At 50.2% G+C, this 20122-nt stretch carries 17 protein-coding genes; 7 read left to right on the plus strand and 10 right to left on the minus strand.

Features of this window, described 5'->3' with window-relative positions; translation table 11 throughout:
• Nucleotides 1-249: 249 nt before the first annotated feature.
• From edd to DTO96_RS09085, 4 genes are all read left to right on the plus strand, one after another.
• Entirely contained in the window at nt 250-2073 is a 1824-nt protein-coding gene (gene edd / locus DTO96_RS09070; protein WP_114563202.1) for a phosphogluconate dehydratase, read from the plus strand.
• A 56-nt stretch (nt 2074-2129) separates the two neighbouring features.
• The gene (eda, locus tag DTO96_RS09075) at nt 2130-2762 is read left to right on the plus strand and encodes a bifunctional 4-hydroxy-2-oxoglutarate aldolase/2-dehydro-3-deoxy-phosphogluconate aldolase (protein ID WP_114563203.1); all 633 of its coding nucleotides are present in this window, start codon (nt 2130-2132) and stop codon (nt 2760-2762) included.
• 112 nt (nt 2763-2874) lie between these two features.
• Entirely contained in the window at nt 2875-3375 is a 501-nt protein-coding gene (locus tag DTO96_RS09080) for a GNAT family N-acetyltransferase (RefSeq protein ID WP_114563204.1), read from the plus strand.
• Nucleotides 3376-3584: 209 nt separating this feature from the next.
• A complete protein-coding gene (locus DTO96_RS09085; RefSeq protein ID WP_114563205.1) occupies nt 3585-4556 on the plus strand; it encodes an SMP-30/gluconolactonase/LRE family protein in 972 nt (323 codons plus the stop codon).
• 364 nt (nt 4557-4920) lie between these two features.
• Here the strand turns inward: DTO96_RS09085 and DTO96_RS09090 are convergent, their stop codons facing one another.
• The 6 genes from DTO96_RS09090 to DTO96_RS09115 all read right to left on the minus strand — a co-directional run bounded on the left by DTO96_RS09090 (nt 4921) and on the right by DTO96_RS09115 (nt 13222).
• Entirely contained in the window at nt 4921-5337 is a 417-nt protein-coding gene (locus DTO96_RS09090; protein WP_114563206.1) for a YchJ family protein, read from the minus strand.
• Nucleotides 5338-5339: 2 nt separating this feature from the next.
• The gene (gene nadB, locus DTO96_RS09095) at nt 5340-6959 is read right to left on the minus strand and encodes an L-aspartate oxidase (protein WP_114564003.1); all 1620 of its coding nucleotides are present in this window, start codon (nt 6957-6959) and stop codon (nt 5340-5342) included.
• Between the two features lie 254 nt (nt 6960-7213).
• Entirely contained in the window at nt 7214-9751 is a 2538-nt protein-coding gene (locus DTO96_RS09100) for a DNA internalization-related competence protein ComEC/Rec2 (RefSeq protein ID WP_114563207.1), read from the minus strand.
• Nucleotides 9752-10011: 260 nt separating this feature from the next.
• Entirely contained in the window at nt 10012-10809 is a 798-nt protein-coding gene (locus DTO96_RS09105; protein WP_114563208.1) for a TatD family hydrolase, read from the minus strand.
• Between the two features lie 145 nt (nt 10810-10954).
• Nucleotides 10955-11647, minus strand: a complete 693-nt coding sequence (locus DTO96_RS09110; RefSeq protein ID WP_114563209.1) for an ABC transporter ATP-binding protein — start codon at nt 11645-11647, stop codon at nt 10955-10957.
• Nucleotides 11648-11947: 300 nt separating this feature from the next.
• Entirely contained in the window at nt 11948-13222 is a 1275-nt protein-coding gene (locus DTO96_RS09115; RefSeq protein WP_114564004.1) for a lipoprotein-releasing ABC transporter permease subunit, read from the minus strand.
• A 233-nt stretch (nt 13223-13455) separates the two neighbouring features.
• Here DTO96_RS09115 and DTO96_RS09120 point away from each other — a divergent pair, with 233 nt between their 5' ends.
• Nucleotides 13456-14484 carry a hypothetical protein gene (locus DTO96_RS09120; RefSeq protein ID WP_114563210.1) on the plus strand — a complete coding sequence of 343 codons (1029 nt, stop codon included), beginning with the start codon at nt 13456-13458 and terminating at the stop codon, nt 14482-14484.
• 282 nt (nt 14485-14766) lie between these two features.
• A complete protein-coding gene (gene recJ, locus DTO96_RS09125; protein ID WP_114563211.1) occupies nt 14767-16476 on the plus strand; it encodes a single-stranded-DNA-specific exonuclease RecJ in 1710 nt (569 codons plus the stop codon).
• A 41-nt stretch (nt 16477-16517) separates the two neighbouring features.
• Here the strand turns inward: recJ and DTO96_RS09130 are convergent, their stop codons facing one another.
• From DTO96_RS09130 to DTO96_RS09145, 4 genes are all read right to left on the minus strand, one after another.
• A complete protein-coding gene (locus DTO96_RS09130) occupies nt 16518-16949 on the minus strand; it encodes a hypothetical protein (RefSeq protein ID WP_114563212.1) in 432 nt (143 codons plus the stop codon).
• Nucleotides 16950-17020: 71 nt separating this feature from the next.
• Nucleotides 17021-17692 (minus strand): DUF4919 domain-containing protein, encoded by a 672-nt coding sequence (locus DTO96_RS09135; protein WP_114563213.1) that lies wholly within the window; start codon nt 17690-17692, stop codon nt 17021-17023.
• A 142-nt stretch (nt 17693-17834) separates the two neighbouring features.
• Nucleotides 17835-18281 carry an SRPBCC family protein gene (locus DTO96_RS09140; protein ID WP_114563214.1) on the minus strand — a complete coding sequence of 149 codons (447 nt, stop codon included), beginning with the start codon at nt 18279-18281 and terminating at the stop codon, nt 17835-17837.
• A gap of 260 nt (nt 18282-18541) precedes the next feature.
• Nucleotides 18542-19255: a Dph6-related ATP pyrophosphatase gene (locus tag DTO96_RS09145; protein ID WP_225972475.1), complete on the minus strand. Its 714-nt coding sequence runs from the start codon at nt 19253-19255 to the stop codon at nt 18542-18544.
• A gap of 303 nt (nt 19256-19558) precedes the next feature.
• Here DTO96_RS09145 and DTO96_RS09150 point away from each other — a divergent pair, with 303 nt between their 5' ends.
• Nucleotides 19559-19927 carry a C1orf53 family protein gene (locus tag DTO96_RS09150; protein WP_157964389.1) on the plus strand — a complete coding sequence of 123 codons (369 nt, stop codon included), beginning with the start codon at nt 19559-19561 and terminating at the stop codon, nt 19925-19927.
• The last annotated feature ends 195 nt before the right edge of the window (nt 19928-20122 follow it).

A 20122-nucleotide genomic window follows, 5' to 3' on the forward strand; every position in this document is an offset into this window, starting at 1 on the left:
TTTAGTTTTACTACAATTCATTATCGAAATCACATAAAATCTACCAACATGATAAACCGTTTGACACAACAAGCCAACGATTAGCAGCTTTGGACATGTGGGTTTTTTATTTAAAGGCGTTGCACTAAAAATCGTATTCAATGCAAAAGCAGTATCCGCAGTATCATGTAAATCATCACAGCAATACCCAGTAACACCTAAAGTGAACATGCATCACACAAAATGACATATAAAAGAGAAGAGGACGACATGAACAATACCATTCACCCAACAATTGCCACCATCACGCAACGCCTCGTCGAACGTTCAAAGGTCACACGTGCGCGCTACCTTACACGCGTCGCAGCCAGCGGCAAGCTGCGACCATCGCGTGACCACATGGGTTGCGCCAACCTCGCGCATGCATACGCCTCAGCGGGCAATGACCAGCTCCGTTTGCGCGTCGAACGCGCACCGAACATCGGCATCATCACCGCGTACAATGACATGTTGTCCGCTCACCAACCTTACGGCCACTACCCAGATCGCATTAAAAACAAAGCACGGACACTCGGCGCAACAGCCCAAGTTGCGGGCGGCGTGCCCGCCATGTGCGATGGCATCACCCAAGGGTATGCGGGCATGGAATTGTCTTTGTTTTCGCGCGATGTGATTGCCCAAGCCACGGCCATTGGTCTGTCACACCAAGTTTTTGATGCCGCACTGCTGCTTGGCGTGTGCGATAAGATTGTCCCAGGGTTGTTAATGGGCGCAGCGGCTTTTGGGCATTTGCCTGCCATTTTTGTGCCAGCAGGCCCAATGACCACGGGCATCGCCAATGATGCGAAAGCCAAAGTCCGTCAACGCTACGCCACGGGTGACGCAACGCGTGAAGAATTGCTCGAATCCGAATTAAAAGCTTACCATTCTGAAGGCACGTGTACGTTTTACGGCACAGCCAACTCCAATCAAATGATGCTCGAATTCATGGGGTTGATGTTACCTGGCAGTGCTTTCGTCAATCCTTCGACTGATTTACGCACGGCTTTGGACGATGCCGCCGTCGCACAAGCGGTGGCGATCAGCGGCAAACCCGAATACAGCATCGCCCAATTGGTCAATGAAAAATCCATCATCAATGGTGTCATTGGCCTGCTCGCCACAGGCGGTTCAACCAACCATACGTTGCACATCGTCGCCATCGCACGTGCGGCGGGCATCGAGCTGCGTTGGGAAGACATGGATGAATTGGGTCAAGTCATTCCGTTATTGGCACGCGTGTATCCAAATGGCTCAGCCGATGTCAACCAATTCCACGCCGCAGGTGGATTGGGTTACGTGATTGGCGAACTGCGCAAAAAAGGTCTGATTCATGATGATGTGAACACCGTGGTTGGTCATGGCATGGCCATGTACACACAAGAACCATATTTTGAAAATGGCACGCTGGCATGGCGTCATGGCACACCACACAGTTTAGATGAAACCATCATTCGCCCCATTGACAATCCATTTGCACCCGATGGCGGTTTAAAGCTTTTACAAGGCAATTTGGGTCGCGGTGTGATTAAAACCTCAGCGGTTAAGCCTGAACATCGCATCATCCACGCACCCGCTAAAGTCTTTGAAAGCCAAGCAGCCATGCAAGAGGCATTTAAAAATGGTGAGCTCGACAACCAAGATTTCGTTGCCGTTGTCCGTTTCCAAGGCCCCAAAGCCCTCGGCATGCCTGAATTGCACAAACTCACGCCGCCACTCGGCGTACTGCAAGATCGCGGTCAGAAAGTCGCGCTCATCACCGATGGCCGCATGTCGGGTGCGTCAGGCAAAGTGCCTTCAGCCATTCACCTGTCACCCGAAGCCCTTGACGGTGGCCTCATTGCCAAAGTCATGGACGGTGACATGATCACACTCAACGCCATAACAGGTGTCATTCACTTGGACGTGGATGAAGTCACCCTCGCCGCTCGCCCGAATGCCATTCGTGCTGAAGTCGAAACCGAAAACTGGCTCGACTTTTTCGCTGTCGCACGTGAAAATGTGGGTCGTGCTGAGCTGGGTGCAACATGGTTGATCAAAGACACTGATATTTAAATTGACGCATATGCGTTCAAAACACGCTCAAAAAAACTCAAAAAAAGGACACTAAAATGCAAACCCTAAAAGCCGCTCTCGCCAAATGTAAAATCGTTCCCGTCGTTGTTGTGCACGATATCGCTCACGCCGTACCCCTCGCCAATGCGCTTGCCAATGGCGGCCTGACCGTCGTTGAGGTGACCATGCGCACCCCCGCCGCATTGGATGTCATCAGCGCGATGGTCAAAGCGCGCCCTGATCTCGTCACAGGCGCGGGCACCGTACTGAACGCCACTCACCTCCAACAAGCACGCGATGCTGGCGCACATTTTGGAGTCTCTCCGGGCACCAGCCCTGCCTTACGCGAAGCGATTTTGGCTTCTGGCTGGACATTTATTCCGGGTTGCGCCACACCTTCTGAAGCCATGACTTTGGCGGATGCTGGTTTTGAAGTGGTCAAGCTGTTCCCCGCTGAAGTTGTGGGTGGTTTGAACATGCTCAAGTCGCTCGCCTCACCGTTGCCACACATCAAATTCATGCCCACAGGTGGTGTGCGCCTCGATAAAGTCGCCGAATATGTGGCACAACCAAACGTCGCCGCTCTGGGTGGCACATGGATCGTCCCCCCTGCATTGCTCGAAGCGGGTGATTTTTCTGGCATCGAAAAATTGGCACGTGAAGCGTATGAGGCGGCCAATCAGGTGTAACATGACGATTGATTTTGCATCAACAGTTGAGCTTGTTTAAGCAAGCAAGGGGAAGCCAATTCACAATCGCTTCCCTTTGTTTTATTTCAAATCCCTCTTTGATTCATCGACCATGCCCTTGCACATTAGCCCCCTCGCCAAATCCCATTTTGAAGGCCTACGTCGTGTATTGGACGTGATTGCCCGTGAAAAACATTACCTTGCGTTTTTTGTGGCCCCTGCGGCTGAAGAGGCGTATGCGTTTTATCGAGACATCCTCACCCACAACGACAGCCATTATGTGGCCTTGTTTGAGAATAAAGTCATCGGTTGGTGTGATGTGATTCGCAAGCCTCAGGCTGCTCTTCAGCATGTTGGTGTGCTTGGCATGGGCGTGCACCCCGACCACCGTCGGCAAGGCATTGCCACTCAACTGATGCAAACGGCCATCGCCAAAGCTTGGGAGAATGGATTGACACGTATTGAGTTGACCGTGCGTTCAGACAATGCGGCTGCGATTGCACTGTATGAACGCCATGGATTTACTCAAGAAGGGTTGCTTCGACAAGGGTTTTTAGTGGATGGCGCGTATTTTGATGTCATCAGCATGGCACTTTTAATGGAACAACCATGAACAAGCCTTTACGACAAGATCATGTAGAATCCGCCTCTGAGGATTGCATTTGAATGAAACCGCAATGAGTCAAGCCGTTGTGACGGCTTTGGGCTGTTGAATACATCAATCATCGCCTCGTTTCTGACCCCCATCACGATCATATTTTTGTACCAGTGAACAGGCTGAGACAGCCGCGCACTTTTAAAAAAACTTCAACAGGATGCATCATGACCGCACACATTCAAACACTTTACGGCACGCCCAATACCCGTTCAGGTCTCGCCGAATCACCTATTTGGGATGATGACAAGCAATGTTGGTACTGGATTGACATTCCAAAACGCCACATTCATCGCCACACTGCGACAGGGGTTCATACCGAATGGCAATTGCCCTACAACGAGGACAATGATCCTGGTGCCATGTGCATTGCAGAAGATGGATGGCTCATTGTTGCATTACGTGCAGGTTTGGCGCGGTTTGATCCAGCCACACCGGCAGGAGAAGTAGTTCCGTCTCTATTTTTAGATGCGCCATACGACACCACCACCACACGTTTCAACGATGGTGGTGTCGATGCACAAGGGCGTTTTTGGATAGGCTCTTTGTTTTCACCCAAAACCCATGCAGGTGCCACATTGTTCTGCTTGGAAAAAGGCGTGTTGCACCCAGTGGCTGGTGAACTGGCAGCTCATGCCCCCTACAATGGTTGGGGTGTCACCACGTCAAATGGCTGGGCAATGGCACTCGATGGTGCGCACATGTACCATGCCGATACACAAGCACATGAAGTGTATCGTTATGATGTTGATGCCAACAAACCCGTGACTGAAGCATTGTCCAACCGAAAAGTGTTTTACAGCACACCAAACCAACAAGCCTCAAAAGACGCCGACATCGTTTATCAGGGTCGCCCTGATGGTGCGGCTGTGGACAGTGCAGGTAATTTTTGGAATGCCCAGTTTGAAGGTGGACAAGTGATTCAATTTTCAGCCGATGGTGAAATCTTACAACGCGTCATGCTGCCTGCGCGCTGCCCCACCATGGTCTGTTTTGGCGGAGCCGATTTGCAAACCATGCTCATCACCACCACGGGCAATCGCCCCGAAGAAGAGCTGAACAACTTTCCTGACAATGGTTATATGTTGACTTTGCGTGTTGAACAACCCGGCTTACCCACACGCCGTTATGTGCCTTAAAATCGACGAAAAAATTTAAAGCCACAAAAAAAGATGCTTGTTTAAGCATCTTTTTTTGTGATTTATTTCTTGTCATTTATTATTTAGGGCATGTACCAATTAATCATTAAAATTTGCAGAAAACCCCATATACCCATCATTCCCGCACAGGCGGGAATCCAGCCAAATACATCGCATGTGTTAATGAAATGGGTTCATCTGGCTCAGATGGTGCACACGCCCCACTGGATTCCCATCTGCACAGGAATGATGGATTTTTTGACATCACTGATGCTCTAAAAAATCCAGTCAGCATATAAAAAACAAACAACGGGTACATGACCTTTACTTAAATTAAATTAAACCCCATTCAAGCTTCAAAGATTTATTTTCTATGCCCTTGATCCGCTTCAGGATAAATGCCCTCCACATAAAACCAATGCCCATCTTCACGGACAAAATCACTGACTTCATGTAATTTATGCGCTCGCCCTTGCACCTTATACAAGGCCACAAACTCCACTTGAGCCGTCTCAGCGCCCTCTTCCCATGCGTGTGTACGAACATCCAAACGCGTCCATTTGATGTTTGAATCATCGGCTAAAATAACGTCGCTTGGTCGTGTGCAGGGATGCCAAGTGGCTTGTAAATACGCTTCATTGCCCAACACATAAGCACTGTAACGCGAGCGCATCAACGCTTCGGCGGTTGGGGCTGGGTGCCCTTGCTCAATATAAACCCCGCAACAGAGCGCAAAATCGCCACCCCCGCATGGGCAAACGGTGTATTGATGTTTTCCCATCCTCACACCTTCGGCGACAGTACTGTCGGCATGGCTTTGGGCGCGGTGTTTGGATAATCCAAACTGTAATGCAAGCCACGCGACTCATGGCGATAGCTGGCGCACTTGACAATTAAATCTGCGCACGTGACGAGGTTGCGCAACTCAATCAAGTCGGCGGTGACGCGAAAATTTTTGTAAAACTCATTGATTTCACCTTTGAGCAATTCAATTCGATGACCCGCACGCTCAAGGCGTTTATTGGTGCGTACAATGCCCACATAATTCCACATGAAACGGCGCAGCTCGTCCCAATTGTGCGAAATCACCACTTCTTCATCGGCGTTGGTCACACGCGACTCATCCCAAGCAGGCAATGGGCGTGGCTCAATCGCGGTCTGTGCGAGTATGTCACGTGCCGCGGCTTGACCAAAAACCACACATTCAAGCAAGGAGTTTGAAGCCAAGCGATTCGCACCATGTAGACCCGTATACGTGACTTCGCCAATGGCATACAAATTGGCAAGGTCGGTTTTACCTGATAAATCGGTCACCACGCCACCGCAGGTGTAATGCGTTGCGGGGACGACTGGAATCGGCGTGGTGCGCATGTCGATGCCCAGCTCCAAGCAACGCGCAAAAATCATTGGGAAATGCTCTTGTAAAAACTCGGGCTCTTTGTGCGTCATGTCCAACACAACGCAATCCAAGCCATGCTTTTTAATTTCAAAGTCAATCGCACGTGCCACCACATCACGTGGTGCGAGCTCACCACGCTCATCGTGGTCAAACATGAAACGGTAGCCACTGTTTGTCGGTTCACCTATTTTTGCAGGCAGGCGCAAGATACCGCCCTCACCCCGCAACGCTTCGCTGATTAAAAATGACTTTGCATGAGGGTGAAACAAACAGGTCGGATGAAACTGCATGAATTCCATGTTGGCCACGCGACATCCCGCACGCCACGCCATGGCTATGCCGTCGCCCGATGCACTGTCCGGATTGGTCGTGTACAAATAAACCTTACCCGCACCGCCCGTAGCCAACAATGTATGCGCTGCACCCAAAGCATGGATTTGCCCTGTTGCATTGTCCAAAGCATAAACACCATAACAGCGGTGCATGTCACTGCCTGACAGCACTTCACCCTGAGAGGCGACGTGTTTACCTGTGACCAAATCAACGGCAATGTGGTGCTCTAAAACAGTGATGTTTTTGTGCGCTCGTACCTTTTCGATCAAAGTCGATTGAATCGCATGACCCGTCGCATCAGCGGCATGCACAATGCGGCGATGGCTGTGTCCACCTTCACGGGTCAAGTGCAAATGGCCTTCTTCGCGCGTGAATGGCACGCCTTCATCGATCAACCAATTGATGGCAGCGGGTGCATTTTCCACAACAAACCGCACGGCATCGGCCTCACCCAACTGAGCACCCGCAACCATCGTGTCATCGTAATGGTTGTCAATGCTGTCATCGGCCCCCATCACCGCAGCAATGCCACCTTGCGCCCAATCGCTTGAACCGCTGAGCAGTTGACCTTTTGACAACAACGCCACTTTCAAAGACGGCGCGAGTGACAACGCCGCACTCATCCCCGCTAAACCTGAACCCACGATGACCACATCGTACTGTTGTTGCATGCCCATACTGTCCTTTTTTAAAGTAAAAATATACTTTTTTTACCCGATTGTATTTGAAATTATTCTGAAGTCGATGCGAGAGGCTAAAACGCCTTCTAATGCATACGCACTGCATCGCCCATCGATTGAAACATTTTTAAGACAATAGCAGATTCACCCTTGCTTTGCAAAACCTGAATGCCCCTCAATCGTTTAATCTGTTTAATGCCTTATTGAGCAAAATAGACACCCCATGCATTTCCCTACTGATTGACTCAATCCCAACCGTACCAACGCCCTGACTCCCGCCAATGATCGGCTTCTGAAGAAACACAGCCGAGACAAAAGCGCAACGCGCCAGAATCCACCGTATTCGACACCACTGCACCCGCAGCTTGATAGCGCGCCCACACAAGCGGATGCGGGTGATGAAATGGATTGAGGTAACCCGATTGTGCAATCGCCCATCGCGGTGAACTCGCCTCAATGAAAGGTGCGCTGGAACTGCCACCACTGCCGTGGTGCGGCATCAGCAACACGTCGGCATGCCAATCGCGCACACCACCTGCTGGTGATACCACCAATTTTGCCTCCTGCAAAGCATCAATGTCACCTGTGAGCAACAGGCTTTTCAAAGCCCCCGAACCGACATCAACACGCAACACACAGCTTTTTGGATTGTCCGCCAACTCAGCATTCTGCACAGTCGCCTGATCTGGACTGAGGATGCTGAATTTTACGCCATCAACCGTCCAAGCCTGTCCAACCAAACACAATTGCACCGTTGAAATGTTCACGCCCATCTCGGTAATACGCTCTGGCGATATCGAAGTCAGCACCCGATCGACCCGCACTGCGCGCGACACGCTGCCCGCCCCACCCGTGTGATCCGCATCGTTGTGACTCAACACCATGCCATCCAAATGCTCAACACCCATTTCGCGCAAATACGGCACGATCACACGCACACCGGCATCTGAATCCTCGCCATACTTTGGCCCCGCATCGTACAACCAATTGTGGTGTGCCGTTTGTAATAACACCGCGCTGCCCTGTCCAATGTCCAGCACATGCACGCGCACCTGCCCATCAGCAATCGCAGTATCCAAACGAGGCGTCGCCAAAACAACCGCCACCCCAGCCGCGCAGCAACTTAACCAAACCCAGCGTTGTCGACGCATTGCAAGCACCAGCGCAATGCTCAATACTGCCAAAACAACCACTTGCCACCACTTCAATGTATGCGTCCAAAGGCCGTTTGGAATCACCTCAACCAACCATGACAACGCCATCAACCCCTTGCTCAACAAGGCATGCGCCCATACCAATGGCCATGTCCAGCCCAAACCAAAACCCAACGCACAAGCCAACAACAGCAATGGCGTGACCACACCGCTGACCAAAGGAATGGCAATAAAATTCACGGCCACACCCAACAACGACGCTTGATGAAAAAAATACAAAGTCACAGGCAGCAAAGCCAAACCAATTGCCAATTGCACACCCATCACAGACAGCCACTTGTGCGCCTCTTTTTTTTCGGCTTGCTTTTCAACTTGCAATGGATTCAAATCACCCACCTGCTCATGGTCATTTAAAGCCAAAATCAACCACGCCACCGCCCCAAACGACAACCAAAAACTGATCGACAGCACAGCAAATGGATCAAAGCACAACACACCCCACAATGCAAAACACAACACCCGCACACCAGAGCTCGCGACCCCCAACCTTGACAACCACAACCAAATCGCCAGCATCACCACCGTTCGTTGCGCAGGCAAAGCCCAACCCGCCAGCAAAGCATACGTCAATGCCACAACCAAACCCAGCCATTGCGCAGCGTACAAACTCGGCATCCACGCACATAACTTTAACGAACGTCGCCATAATGTCTGGGTCAACCAAGCCACCAACATCGCCAACATCGTGATGTGCACACCCGAAATACTCACCAAATGCGTCACCCCTGTCTGCTGAAACAGCATCCACTGTGCATTTGAAACGCCACTTTGATCGCCAAAGGTCAATGCTTTCAGCACCGCTGTCACCGCCTCATCTTGTCCAGCCAACCGAACGTCCAACTGATGCAAAGCCCAGCCACGGGTGTTTTGCAAAGCACTCCAAAATGTCGTTTCCATGCCCAACATGTTCGGATAATCGTCCAAACGCGTGTCTTTATTCACCCTCACCGTCGCCAAGCCGCGCACATCATTCGCAAACCAATAACGCTCCTGATCGAACACACCTGGATTTTGCGTCGCATGAGGGGGTTTCAAACCCAACGGCAAAGACCACACCTGCCCCACACGCAGCGCCCCCGCACCCGTCACAGGCAAATCATCCTCATACCACGCCGTACTGATTTGACTCGGCAACGTCCCCTCATTCACTGCCGTTTGAACCTCTGCGTCCTGCTGGGATGGGCTGGGTTTAAAAAGAAAACGCATACCAAATGGCGTGCGTGTGGGAATGCTGTCAATGCGACCTTGTACCGATAAGGTTTTTCCAACCCATGACGGCTGAACAACCTCATGTAAACGCCGCCACGCCCGTGCTTGGGCATAAGTCACCGTCAGGCAAGCCACAGCCAACAAAGCAACAGGCAAACGAACCCTTTTAAAGGGTTTAAAATTTTTAAAAAATTGAGGCCATAGAAACGTGTTTGGGTACAGCAATACAACACACAACACCGCCACGGCCAACAGCAACCACAATGTTTCAATTGAAAACAATGCCCGAACTTCGTGCGCTGCCGTCAAGCACACCACCATCCATGCGGTCGTCAACACCAAGCGCCACTGAGCCACCATAATTCACTTTTCAAAAAATAAAAACTTATCGGCGCATCATTCAAACAGCAGAAAAAATCCGTCATTCCCACGCAAGCGAGAATCCACTAGGGCGCGTAGCACACCATCGGTGTGAGATTTGCCAAGCTCGTCAACACATGCGATGCAGGGCTGGATTCCCGCCTGCGCGGGAATGACAGGCAGATGGGAATTTTCCACACATCTCAATAATTAAAAGAACATCACTAAGCCATTGAATTCAAATCATTAAACCTAAATCATTAAACTTCAATCATTGCAGCCAATCTTGGCAAGACTTGCAAAGTATTGCGCCTCATGTGCTCACTCAATGCCACCGCGTCCAAACCACGCAAATCCATCAAACTTTCGGCAATTCGTGGCAAATAATGCGAATAATTATTTTCTTTATACGCCCAAGATGGCGACATGTCAGGCGCATCGGTTTCAAGAACCATGCGATCAATCGGCAACTCAGCTGCCAAGCGACGGATTTGCAATGAACGCGAAAACGTCATCATGCCGCCAAAACCAAGGTGTAAGCCTTGTTTCATGTACGCCTCAGCCTGCGAAAAGCTGCCATTAAAAGCATGGGCAATGCCTTGGCGCACATTAAACTGGCGCACATATTTGATCACCGTGTCCTGCGCATGGCGCACATGGAGCAACACGGGTAAATCAAATTCACGCGCCAACTTCAACTGTGCTTGGAAAAAGTAAAGCTGCTTTTCTTGATCGATGGTTTTAACAAAACCATCCAAACCCACCTCACCGACCGCCACCAGACGTGGGTCATGAATATTGCTCTCCAAAGCCGCACGCAAAGCGGCAAGCGCCACATCAGGATCCAACGGATTGACGTACATCGGGTGAATCCCCAAGGCATACGCCGTTCCCGCATAAGCATCCGCCATCTCACGCACGGTATTAAAATTAAAGGGCGCAACCGCAGGCACCACTTGAGCCACCACCCCCGCATCGCGAGCGCGCGCCCAGTCATCGATGCGTGTCGCATCAAATTCTGGGGCATCAAAATGCACGTGGGTATCGATCCAACTCATCTTTTTTTAACCATAAAAAATGCAAAAGCACATGTATTTCGTAATGCTTGAGCGATTGACAGTGGAAACACCATCTAAATGCCGTTACACGGTCGCATGCAATGGTTCACCACCCCATGACCAACGTCCCAGCGACTGACTTCACTTACGTCAAACGGGTTTCCTGCAACACACCTGCATCCAATTGCAACACGCGATCACACTCAGCCGCCAGATTCAAATCATGCGACACCAACACAAATGCAATGCCCAAATCACGCGCCAATTGACGCACCAGCGCAAAGACTTGCCCCGCCGTACCACGATCCAAATTACCCGTCGGCTCATCGGCGAGGACACACGCAGGCTCTGTCACGAGCGCGCGCGCAATCGCCACACGCTGGCGTTCACCACCCGACAACTGACTTGGCAAATGCATGGTGCGCTCACCCAATCCCACTTTATCCAGCATCGCTTGCGCACGGGCGCGCGCATCGGTTTTGCTCATGCGACGAATCAACAAAGGCATGGCCACATTGTCCAATGCCGACAACTCAGGCAACAAATGATGGAATTGATACACAAAACCAAGGTGCAAATTGCGCACGCTGTTGCGCGCATCGTCCGACAAGCTCGAATACGACTTCCCCAGCAAGCTCACCTCACCTGTGTCAGGCACATCCAAACCGCCCAAAACATGCAGCAAGGTCGATTTACCTGAACCCGATGCACCAATGATGGCGACGCACTCCCCGCGCTTGACATCGATGGACACATCACGCAACACTTCAACATCCAGTGCATTGTCTTTAAATTTTTTTGCCACGCCACTGGCGTGTAACACTGTGTTTTCAAACATATTCCAACGTCCAATTCGTTTTGTTGTCTAACATTGACTTGTATTTTGTGGTCAAAATTATAATCAGAATCTTAAATAATCCGATGTGCCATTGTGCGCTTGACCCACAATGTCCAATATGGGAAATGCTGTGTCAAGCACGGCATGGCGGAACACCATGCCTTTTAACCTGAGTGCCCTTTCAACAGGATTAAAGCATTTGAAAGTACATGTTTTCAGATTCTGATGCGTCACATGATCATTTTTACAATCTTATTGCGGTCATTTCTTACGATCTTTTTTATAACTGCTTGTTCCTATTTACTCATACCGCAAAGCCTTTGCTGGCTCAACCGCAGCGGCTTTTCGACTTGGATAAATGGTGGCCAACAAACTCAGGGCAAAGCTCATCACCGCAATCGACACCACTTCACCCAAACGCACTTCCGACGGCATGCGGCTGATGAAATATTGCCCCTGAGGCAAAGCCTCAAAATGAAACAGCAGCTCCAAGCCATGCACAATCGAACCAATGTTCCACGCGGCCAACACACCAAGCACCACACCAATCAGCGTGCCCAATCCGCCAATCAATGCCCCTTGAATCATAAAAATCTGCATGATGCTGCGGCGTGATGCGCCTTGGGTGCGTAAAATCGCAATGTCAGCCTGCTTCTCATTGACCGTCATGACCAACATCGACACCAAATTAAAACCCGCCACAATCGCGATAATGAGCAAAATGATGGTCATCATGGTTTTTTCGGTTTTCACGGCCGAGAACCATGTTGGATTGATCGACGTCCAATCCTGTGTCAGCACGGGCTGGCTGGCGTTATCCTCAATCCAACGACCGACCGCTTTCGCTTGATCCATGTCTTTGATTTTCACGCGCAAGCCCATATTGCCTTCATGAAACAGTTTCTTTGCATCGTTCACATTGACGTAGGCGTATGAATTGTCGATTTCAAAATGCCCCGCTTTGATGATGCCCACCACGTTAAATGGGCGCATGCGCGGCATCGCACCGGCCACCGTGATGTTGGCTTCAGGAGCCAGTAAAGTTACGGGCTCACCGAGGGCGAACTTATCCTTCTCCACTTCCAAACCCAAGCGACGCGCCAATTCAACACCCAGCACAATGTTAAATTCGCCTTCTTTCAAATCCGCCAAGCTGCCTTGGATGATTTTTTTCGGCACCTCAGACACTTTGCCCTCTTGGGTGGGATCAATGCCTTCGACTTTGACACCGACCATTTCACCGTCCTGCAAGACAATCGACTGGCTGCTCATGTACGGCGCAATGCCAACCACTTCTTTATTTTTCTCAATGCTTTGTGCCAATGGGACTTCCCAACCTTCGGGTGTGTCGGGCGCAGGATACACTTGCACATGCGGAATCACCGACAACATGCGTTCCCGCACCTCATGTTGAAAACCATTCATCACCGACAACACGATGATCAAAGCCGCCACGCCCAGCACGATGCCCACCATCGACAACGCAGAAATAAAAGAGATAAAACGATTTTTTGTTGCACCTCGTGACGCACGTGTGTAACGCCAACCTAACAACCACTCAAATGAATGCTTCATGCTGCCCTTAATGAAACGAATAAAAAAAACAATATAACAAAACAAAATGAAATAAAGCGACACAAAATGAAATAAAAACCACCAAAAATCCACAGTGCGCCTTATGAAAATCACGCATTTTCAAAACCAAAAAGCAGGCAATAGTTTATCATGTACAGGTTATTTTTCCCCGTCCTGTTGGGTTTTTCAACCGATTTGATGCCCACTTGACTTTGATGAGATGGTTATTGCCCATGAGTCTCCACATTCCTGCTGTTTTTGAACACATTACCCTTGATCCAGATGCTTTGGCTTTCGCTGTTGCCAAAAATGCCAACGTTGGCACAGATTACGATTGGCGCACCACTTACCCCGTATTGGCTCAATTGGATAAAATGAACATGCGCCGCACGGCGACCATTTTTCCCGATGATTGCCCCAATAACGCACACGATGCGTATGTCCTTGAGCAAATCGGCTTGCCCATTGACACAGGCGTATCGCTGATGCAAGCGGTGGCCCACCACATCCCTGCTGCGATCAAAGATTTGGCCGATAAAACATTTGCCCAATGGTTTTCACTGTCACCCGTCCACTGGCGCGCAGGCCGAGACCACGTGAATTTAATGGCATTGGACGATGGCGACATCAGCATCGAAGAAGCCAAAGTGCTGCTGGCCAGCATAGCGCCGAAATTGGCCGAGCTGGGTTGGCACATTCATGTGGCCTCTGCAAACACGTGGTACATCCGCACAATGGATCATTTTGATTACCATGCGCCCAGTTTACGACTGGCACAAAGCGATCAACTGGAAAGTTTTTTACCTCATGGGCGTGATTTAAAACGCTGGCAAACGCTGTTGACCGAAATCCAAATGATGTGGTTTGAACACCCCGTTAACCAAGCACGAGCCAAACGCAATCAAGTCGCCATCAACAGCCTGTGGCTGTATGGCGGCATCAACGCACGCGCGATGAACTCAGAAAAACTTTTGCAATTCAACGCACTCACCACCATGATTCGCCGCCCAAACCAGCATGAAATCAACGACATCCATGCCCATCTGGCATGGCTCAACTTGCAATTATCAACTGTGATCGATGCGATCAAAGACGATGGTCAAGCCATCATGACTTTTTTGGGTGAAACGTGGCAGCAAGATGTGTTCATCACTCAACCCTCATGGACTGAAAACATAAAAGGTAAATTTGCTTCATCCAAAAAGAAACCGCTGCAATGGCTTGAACAACCGACATTTGATTTTTTGACACAAACACCGTGAACATTCACCCACGACCCAATGTTTTTTCAGTGGGTCGTGTGACGCTCCTAACAAAGTAGGCGGGTTGAATTGAGCAGGCATCTGAGTTGACATGCTGAGTTCGTTTCACCCGCATCCATACCACCCGTAAAAGCCGATTCTGAAATCTGAAATGTCATTTGACATGGACATTTCACTTCATGCCTTTCCCCGCATCACAGCCCACTCAATTTTCAAAAAACAAAAAAAACATGCAGGGAAAAACAGCCGAGATCTGCTGTTCAGAACCGTAATAAAGCACCCATGACCGCCCTCACCGCCCGCCCAAACAACCCCACCGCCGCCAGCCACCTCCAAGCCGCTGGACATTCGCCCCTGCTCGCCCGCCTGCTTGCCTCACGAGGCATCGACGATGCCGCAGATGCGCGACTTGAACTGACGGGCTTACTTGCCCCAGATGGTTTACTGGGCATCGACAACGCTGCACGCCACCTCGCCGACGCGATCGAGCAACACAAGCACCTCGTCATCATCGCCGACTACGATTGCGACGGCGCGACCGCCTGCGCCGTTGGCTTGCGCGGCTTACGCGCATTGGGTGCACACGTGGACTTCCTCGTCCCCAACCGCTTTGATTATGGCTACGGCTTATCGCCCGAAATTGTCGAATTGGCCGCCAATCACCCAGATTTTACCAAACCTGACCTGCTCTTGACCGTCGACAACGGCATGGCCAGCATCGACGGCGTGGCACGCGCCAATGCGCTCGGCATGCCCGTCATCATCACCGACCACCATTTACCCGCAGACGAAACGCCCGCTGCACTCGCCATCGTCAACCCCAACCAACACGGCTGCACATTTGCCAGCAAAAACCTCGCAGGCGTGGGCGTGATGTTTTACGTCCTCGTCGCCACGCGCGCCGAACTGAAAAAACGGGGGCATTTTGACACACAGCCCATGCCCAACCTTGCAGAACTGCTCGATTTGGTCGCACTGGGCACGGTCGCCGACGTGGTCAAACTCGATCACAACAACCGCATTTTGGTCGCCAATGGCCTCGCGCGCATGCGGGCGGGCAAAATGAGCGCAGGCATCGCCGCCCTGCTCACCGTGGCGGGACGCGAATTTCGCAAAGCATCGAGTTTTGACATGGGATTCGCCGTCGGGCCGCGTTTGAATGCCGCTGGGCGACTGGATGACATGAGCCTCGGCATTCGCTGCCTGACCACCGACGATGATAACGAAGCACGGACGATCGCGGTTGAGCTCGACGACATGAACAAAGAGCGCAAAGCCATTGAACAGCAAATGCGCGAAGATGCTGAAATCAACCTGTCCGCACTCGATGTCGACGTGCAATTCTCCGTCTGCGTCAGCCACGATGAGTTTCATCAAGGCGTGATCGGCATCGTTGCAGGTCGCCTGAAAGAGAAATACCACCGCCCCACCATCGTCTTCGCCCCCGACGGTAAAGAATTCCTCAAAGGCTCAGGGCGATCCATCAACGGCATCCACCTGCGCGACGTGCTCGACTGGGTCAACAAACACGCCCCCGAAACCATCGTCAAATTTGGCGGACACGCCATGGCTGCGGGCTTGACGATTGTGCGCGACGATTTTGAACTGTTTAAAAACACATTTGAAGCCGCCGTCCTCGCCATGAGCGAACCTGAAGTCTTCACCAAACAACTGCTCACCGACGGCGCACTCGACGCCAACGACCTCTCCATCGCCAACGTCGACGCCATCAACACCCAAGTGTGGGGACAAGGATTCGCCGCCCCCCTGTTCGAAGGCACATTCACCGTTGTTGAACAACGGATTTTAAAAGATGCCCATTTAAAACTAACGCTACAAAACCAGCACGGCACATTCAATGCCATTTGGTTTTTTCACGCAGAAATGATGCCAAAAACCATCCATTGCGCCTACCAACTGCAACGCAACGACTGGAACGGCAAAACAGATTTACAATTTTTGATTGAATTTGCAACGGGAATTGAAGACTAGATAAAAATGGACTGTGCTTGGCAGATCAGTCCAACTTATAACTAATTTGTCAGCCGCTGCAAGGACATTGGAACGGGCTTGCCCGTGACCAAAGCAATCAGAACATACCCTCCTATCATCGGTTCACTCTTCTTTGCGAGCCAACAGAAGGCATTCGCCATGTTTTGGATGCATGAAAGATCATACTGCTTTGATATATCAGCAGGAAAAGAAGTCAGGTACATTTCCCGCTCAGTTTTTGTCGACGTCCTGTATTCACAACCACGATCACAACTTATATTTCGCCACGGTGCCCCCCTCTCTTTTCCCTCCATCACCCATTGATTATTGGCTCTCGATAATCTCATCTGCATACCAGTGAGCTGCCCATTTTTTCCAAGTAACTCATAAGTAGCCATATCAAAATCTGAAATCTCTCTAGCCAATGCAGAAAAAGAAACAAAAAGAGTAATGACCAGTAATAGCTTTCTCATACGTAATCCTTAATAACAATATTCGATGCCAAAAATGAGTTTTAGCAAACTTGCTTAACAGGCTAGGAGATTTAATTGGACTTACTTTTATCTAACATGTGAGACAACCGAACAAAATGCAAATACGGATTAAAGTAAATTACCTGCTGTTCGCCCCCTCCACCCACTGGCTCGATTAACATCTGATCAACCATTGGCGGCCCTTGTACTAAAGATTGTTTCACTCGCTGCTGCCGAAACATTGTCAATAATGCGTATTCCTCTGAGACCGATATTGTGACAAAAGCAGTCCTAGGCGTTCTACCATCTCCCGATTTGATGATTGAGTCTGTTAATCCAAAAATCCACCGTTTATGGGCATCTGCTTTTCCCTGGTTTCCCAACTTCTTCAGCGTGTCAATAGCCCAAAAATGGACTTTCATATCTACAGGACATTTATTAAACCATTTTGTAATGACTTCGTATGCACCATTGAAATTTTGGGCTTGCATTGCATCAACCCAGTCTTTTGTTGGACGAGATGATTCACAACGCATTTGAAAGTCAGAGCGCCTTCCATATGCATTTCTTAGCTGAGTAAAATCAACGGTATCTGTTAATTTTGGGTTTGGTGCAGCCACATCATCTGGTATCAGTTTAAACGACTCTGAACCATCAATGGTTTCAGTTGGTTGAGCATAGGCATTGCCTAAAGTGGCTATGCTTAGAAATGTCCCGAAGATTGCAAGTTGTGCTTTACGCATATATTTCCTCTTTAAATGTTTTCAACTTGATTATGCCCAAACATTGACTCACTACAAAGTCAAACATCAAAAACAATCATTGGTTGGCTTGAATGCCTCTCGTGTGAATTAAAAATTGATTCATCATTAAGCTATTTTCAACCTATTCTAGAATCTCGGGTTCAACCAATTGTGCCAATTGCGCCATGGATTCTTGCCAGCCCAAATAACACATTTCCACGGGGATGATCTCGGGGATGCCCGATTGCTCGATCTGAATTTCAGTGCCGCACAGCACTTTTTTCAGACTTATTTTGACATCCATGCTGCCTGTGAGATTGGGGTCGTCGAAAGTGTCGGTGTAATGTAGAAATTCATTTGGGGTGAGTTCAAGGTATTCGCCGCCGAATGAGTGGCTGTTGCCTGTGCCAAAATTGGTGAATGACATTTTGAATGTGCCGCCCACTCGGGCGTCGAGGTGGTGCACGGTGCAGGTGAAGCCGTAAGGTGGGATCCATTTGGCCAATGCGGGGGCTTCGAGAAAGGCGCGGTAGACGCGTTCGGGTGGTGTGCGGAGGACGCGGTGCAGTTGGACTGTTCCTGTGGTCATGCTTGATTCTCCTTTTGGGGTGCGGTGATCGTTGTGGATAAGAGGATGCGTGATTTTTTTGATGTGCTTGTCATGGCTTTTTTCCCTCAGTGTATCAAAATTCAAAATCGGTGTTGGATGAAATGACTGTTTGATATGGAGTGATGTCGGATATGTTTGCCCTCTTTTTTCAAGCATTTGATGGTCAAATGTTGGTAGCAAGAAGCATTGTGGGGATGCGGTCGGTGCATTTGAAAACCACTGCATCCATTTAAAACAGTTCATGCGTTGATTGCATCGGTACAGAGTTCGACTTGTAAAAAACCATAGCCTTCGGGTGACATTTGCTTGTCACCATGCACCAGTTTGATCGCTTGGTTGAAATTCGGCATGTGGGTGATGCAGGTGTGGTATTCACCATTTTCACCGCAAGCGTCCGCGCCGCGTTCGGTCAGGCTGCGAATGACCTCTGGGTTAAGCGTTTCTCCAAGCAGGTCAATGCAGTCGGCACGGGCGGAGACGATCAGGGCTTGCATGCCAATGTCCAACATCTCGTTGAGCAGTGTCAGCCGCGGCCGTTGCCAGAGCGGCAACCATGCGCGGAGTGCGGCTTGGGCGCACACATGCTCTTCCCAATCGCGGTGCGCTTCAAGGTCGATGTCGCCAAAAACCACATGGGTGGCGTGGGTGCTGGCGGCGATGCCTTGGGCTTGAGTCACCCATACCTGCTCATAATCATTCCAGCCCGCTTGCCCAAAAGTAATGGGCAAGCCCAGTGCGGCGGCTTGCGCCCGCAAAACGCTGGGGGGTAGGCCGTGAGAGCGTGAGCGCTCGCCGGTCTCAGCCAGCATGTTCATGAGGCCGACGGGGGTTGCGCCGCGCTGATGGGCGCACCAAAAAGCGTATGCGCTGTCTTTACCACCGCTCCAGCTGGTGAGGTAACGTGTGGATGGGTCATGTGGGTGCGTTTCTAGAGGCATTTTGGGGTATTTCATGGTTTTATTTTTCAAGGAATGGGGGGCGTATTTTTTGCGTGTCTGGTATGTTTTGTATGTTAAAACGGAACAAAGCTCATTATAATCACCGCCTGCCATGTTGAGTGAATGAAGTCATCGGTCGGTCATCACTGATTTGAAATCTATCTTGATTGAGTAGATGCCGTGTCTAGCACGGCATGATGGAACACTTATGGTTTTCACCCTATAAACGCTGTACGATGGGTTTGCACCATACATTGCGCACTCAAGCTGCGTATTGCTGATTTATTGCTGATTTTTTAAAACTTTTCAAAAGTGGTCATGATGAATAAAACCTGTCACCGCTGTGCTGCGGTGTTTGACTGTTCGGGCTGTCTCTCTGCCGATTGCTGGTGCATGGACTACCCTGCCATTTTCAGCTGCGATGGGGTGAGTGATTGTTTGTGCCCCAAGTGTTTAACCGAGAAGACCAAGGCGCACATTGAGACTCAAATTGACACCATCGCGGTGCATGATGCCGCACCTGCGGAGGCTTTGGCGTGTGAAGGCATGCCGTTGATTGAGGGCTTGGATTACACGATTGAAACAGGTCGCTGGGTGCTGTCGCGCTGGTATCTACTCAAACGAGGCGAATGTTGTGGCAATGCGTGCCGCCATTGCCCTTATGGTCACGTCAATGTCCAACAATAAGGCGCATCCAGTCCGCTACTTTGTCGCTCATTGCCCAGCAAACAAATCTTGCTGGACGATAGTTCAAGTGAAGTGCGTTTGAGCGAAACATTGAACACCCATCAGCGATCTTTCTTTTCACTGAAACCAAGGCACGCAGAAGTGCGAAACACGCTTTTTCTCAATAAGTCGATTCAATGCGGGCCAAGCGATTTG

It is taken from the genome of Ephemeroptericola cinctiostellae, assembly GCF_003339525.1.
GTDB lineage: Bacteria > Pseudomonadota > Gammaproteobacteria > Burkholderiales > Burkholderiaceae > Hydromonas > Hydromonas cinctiostellae.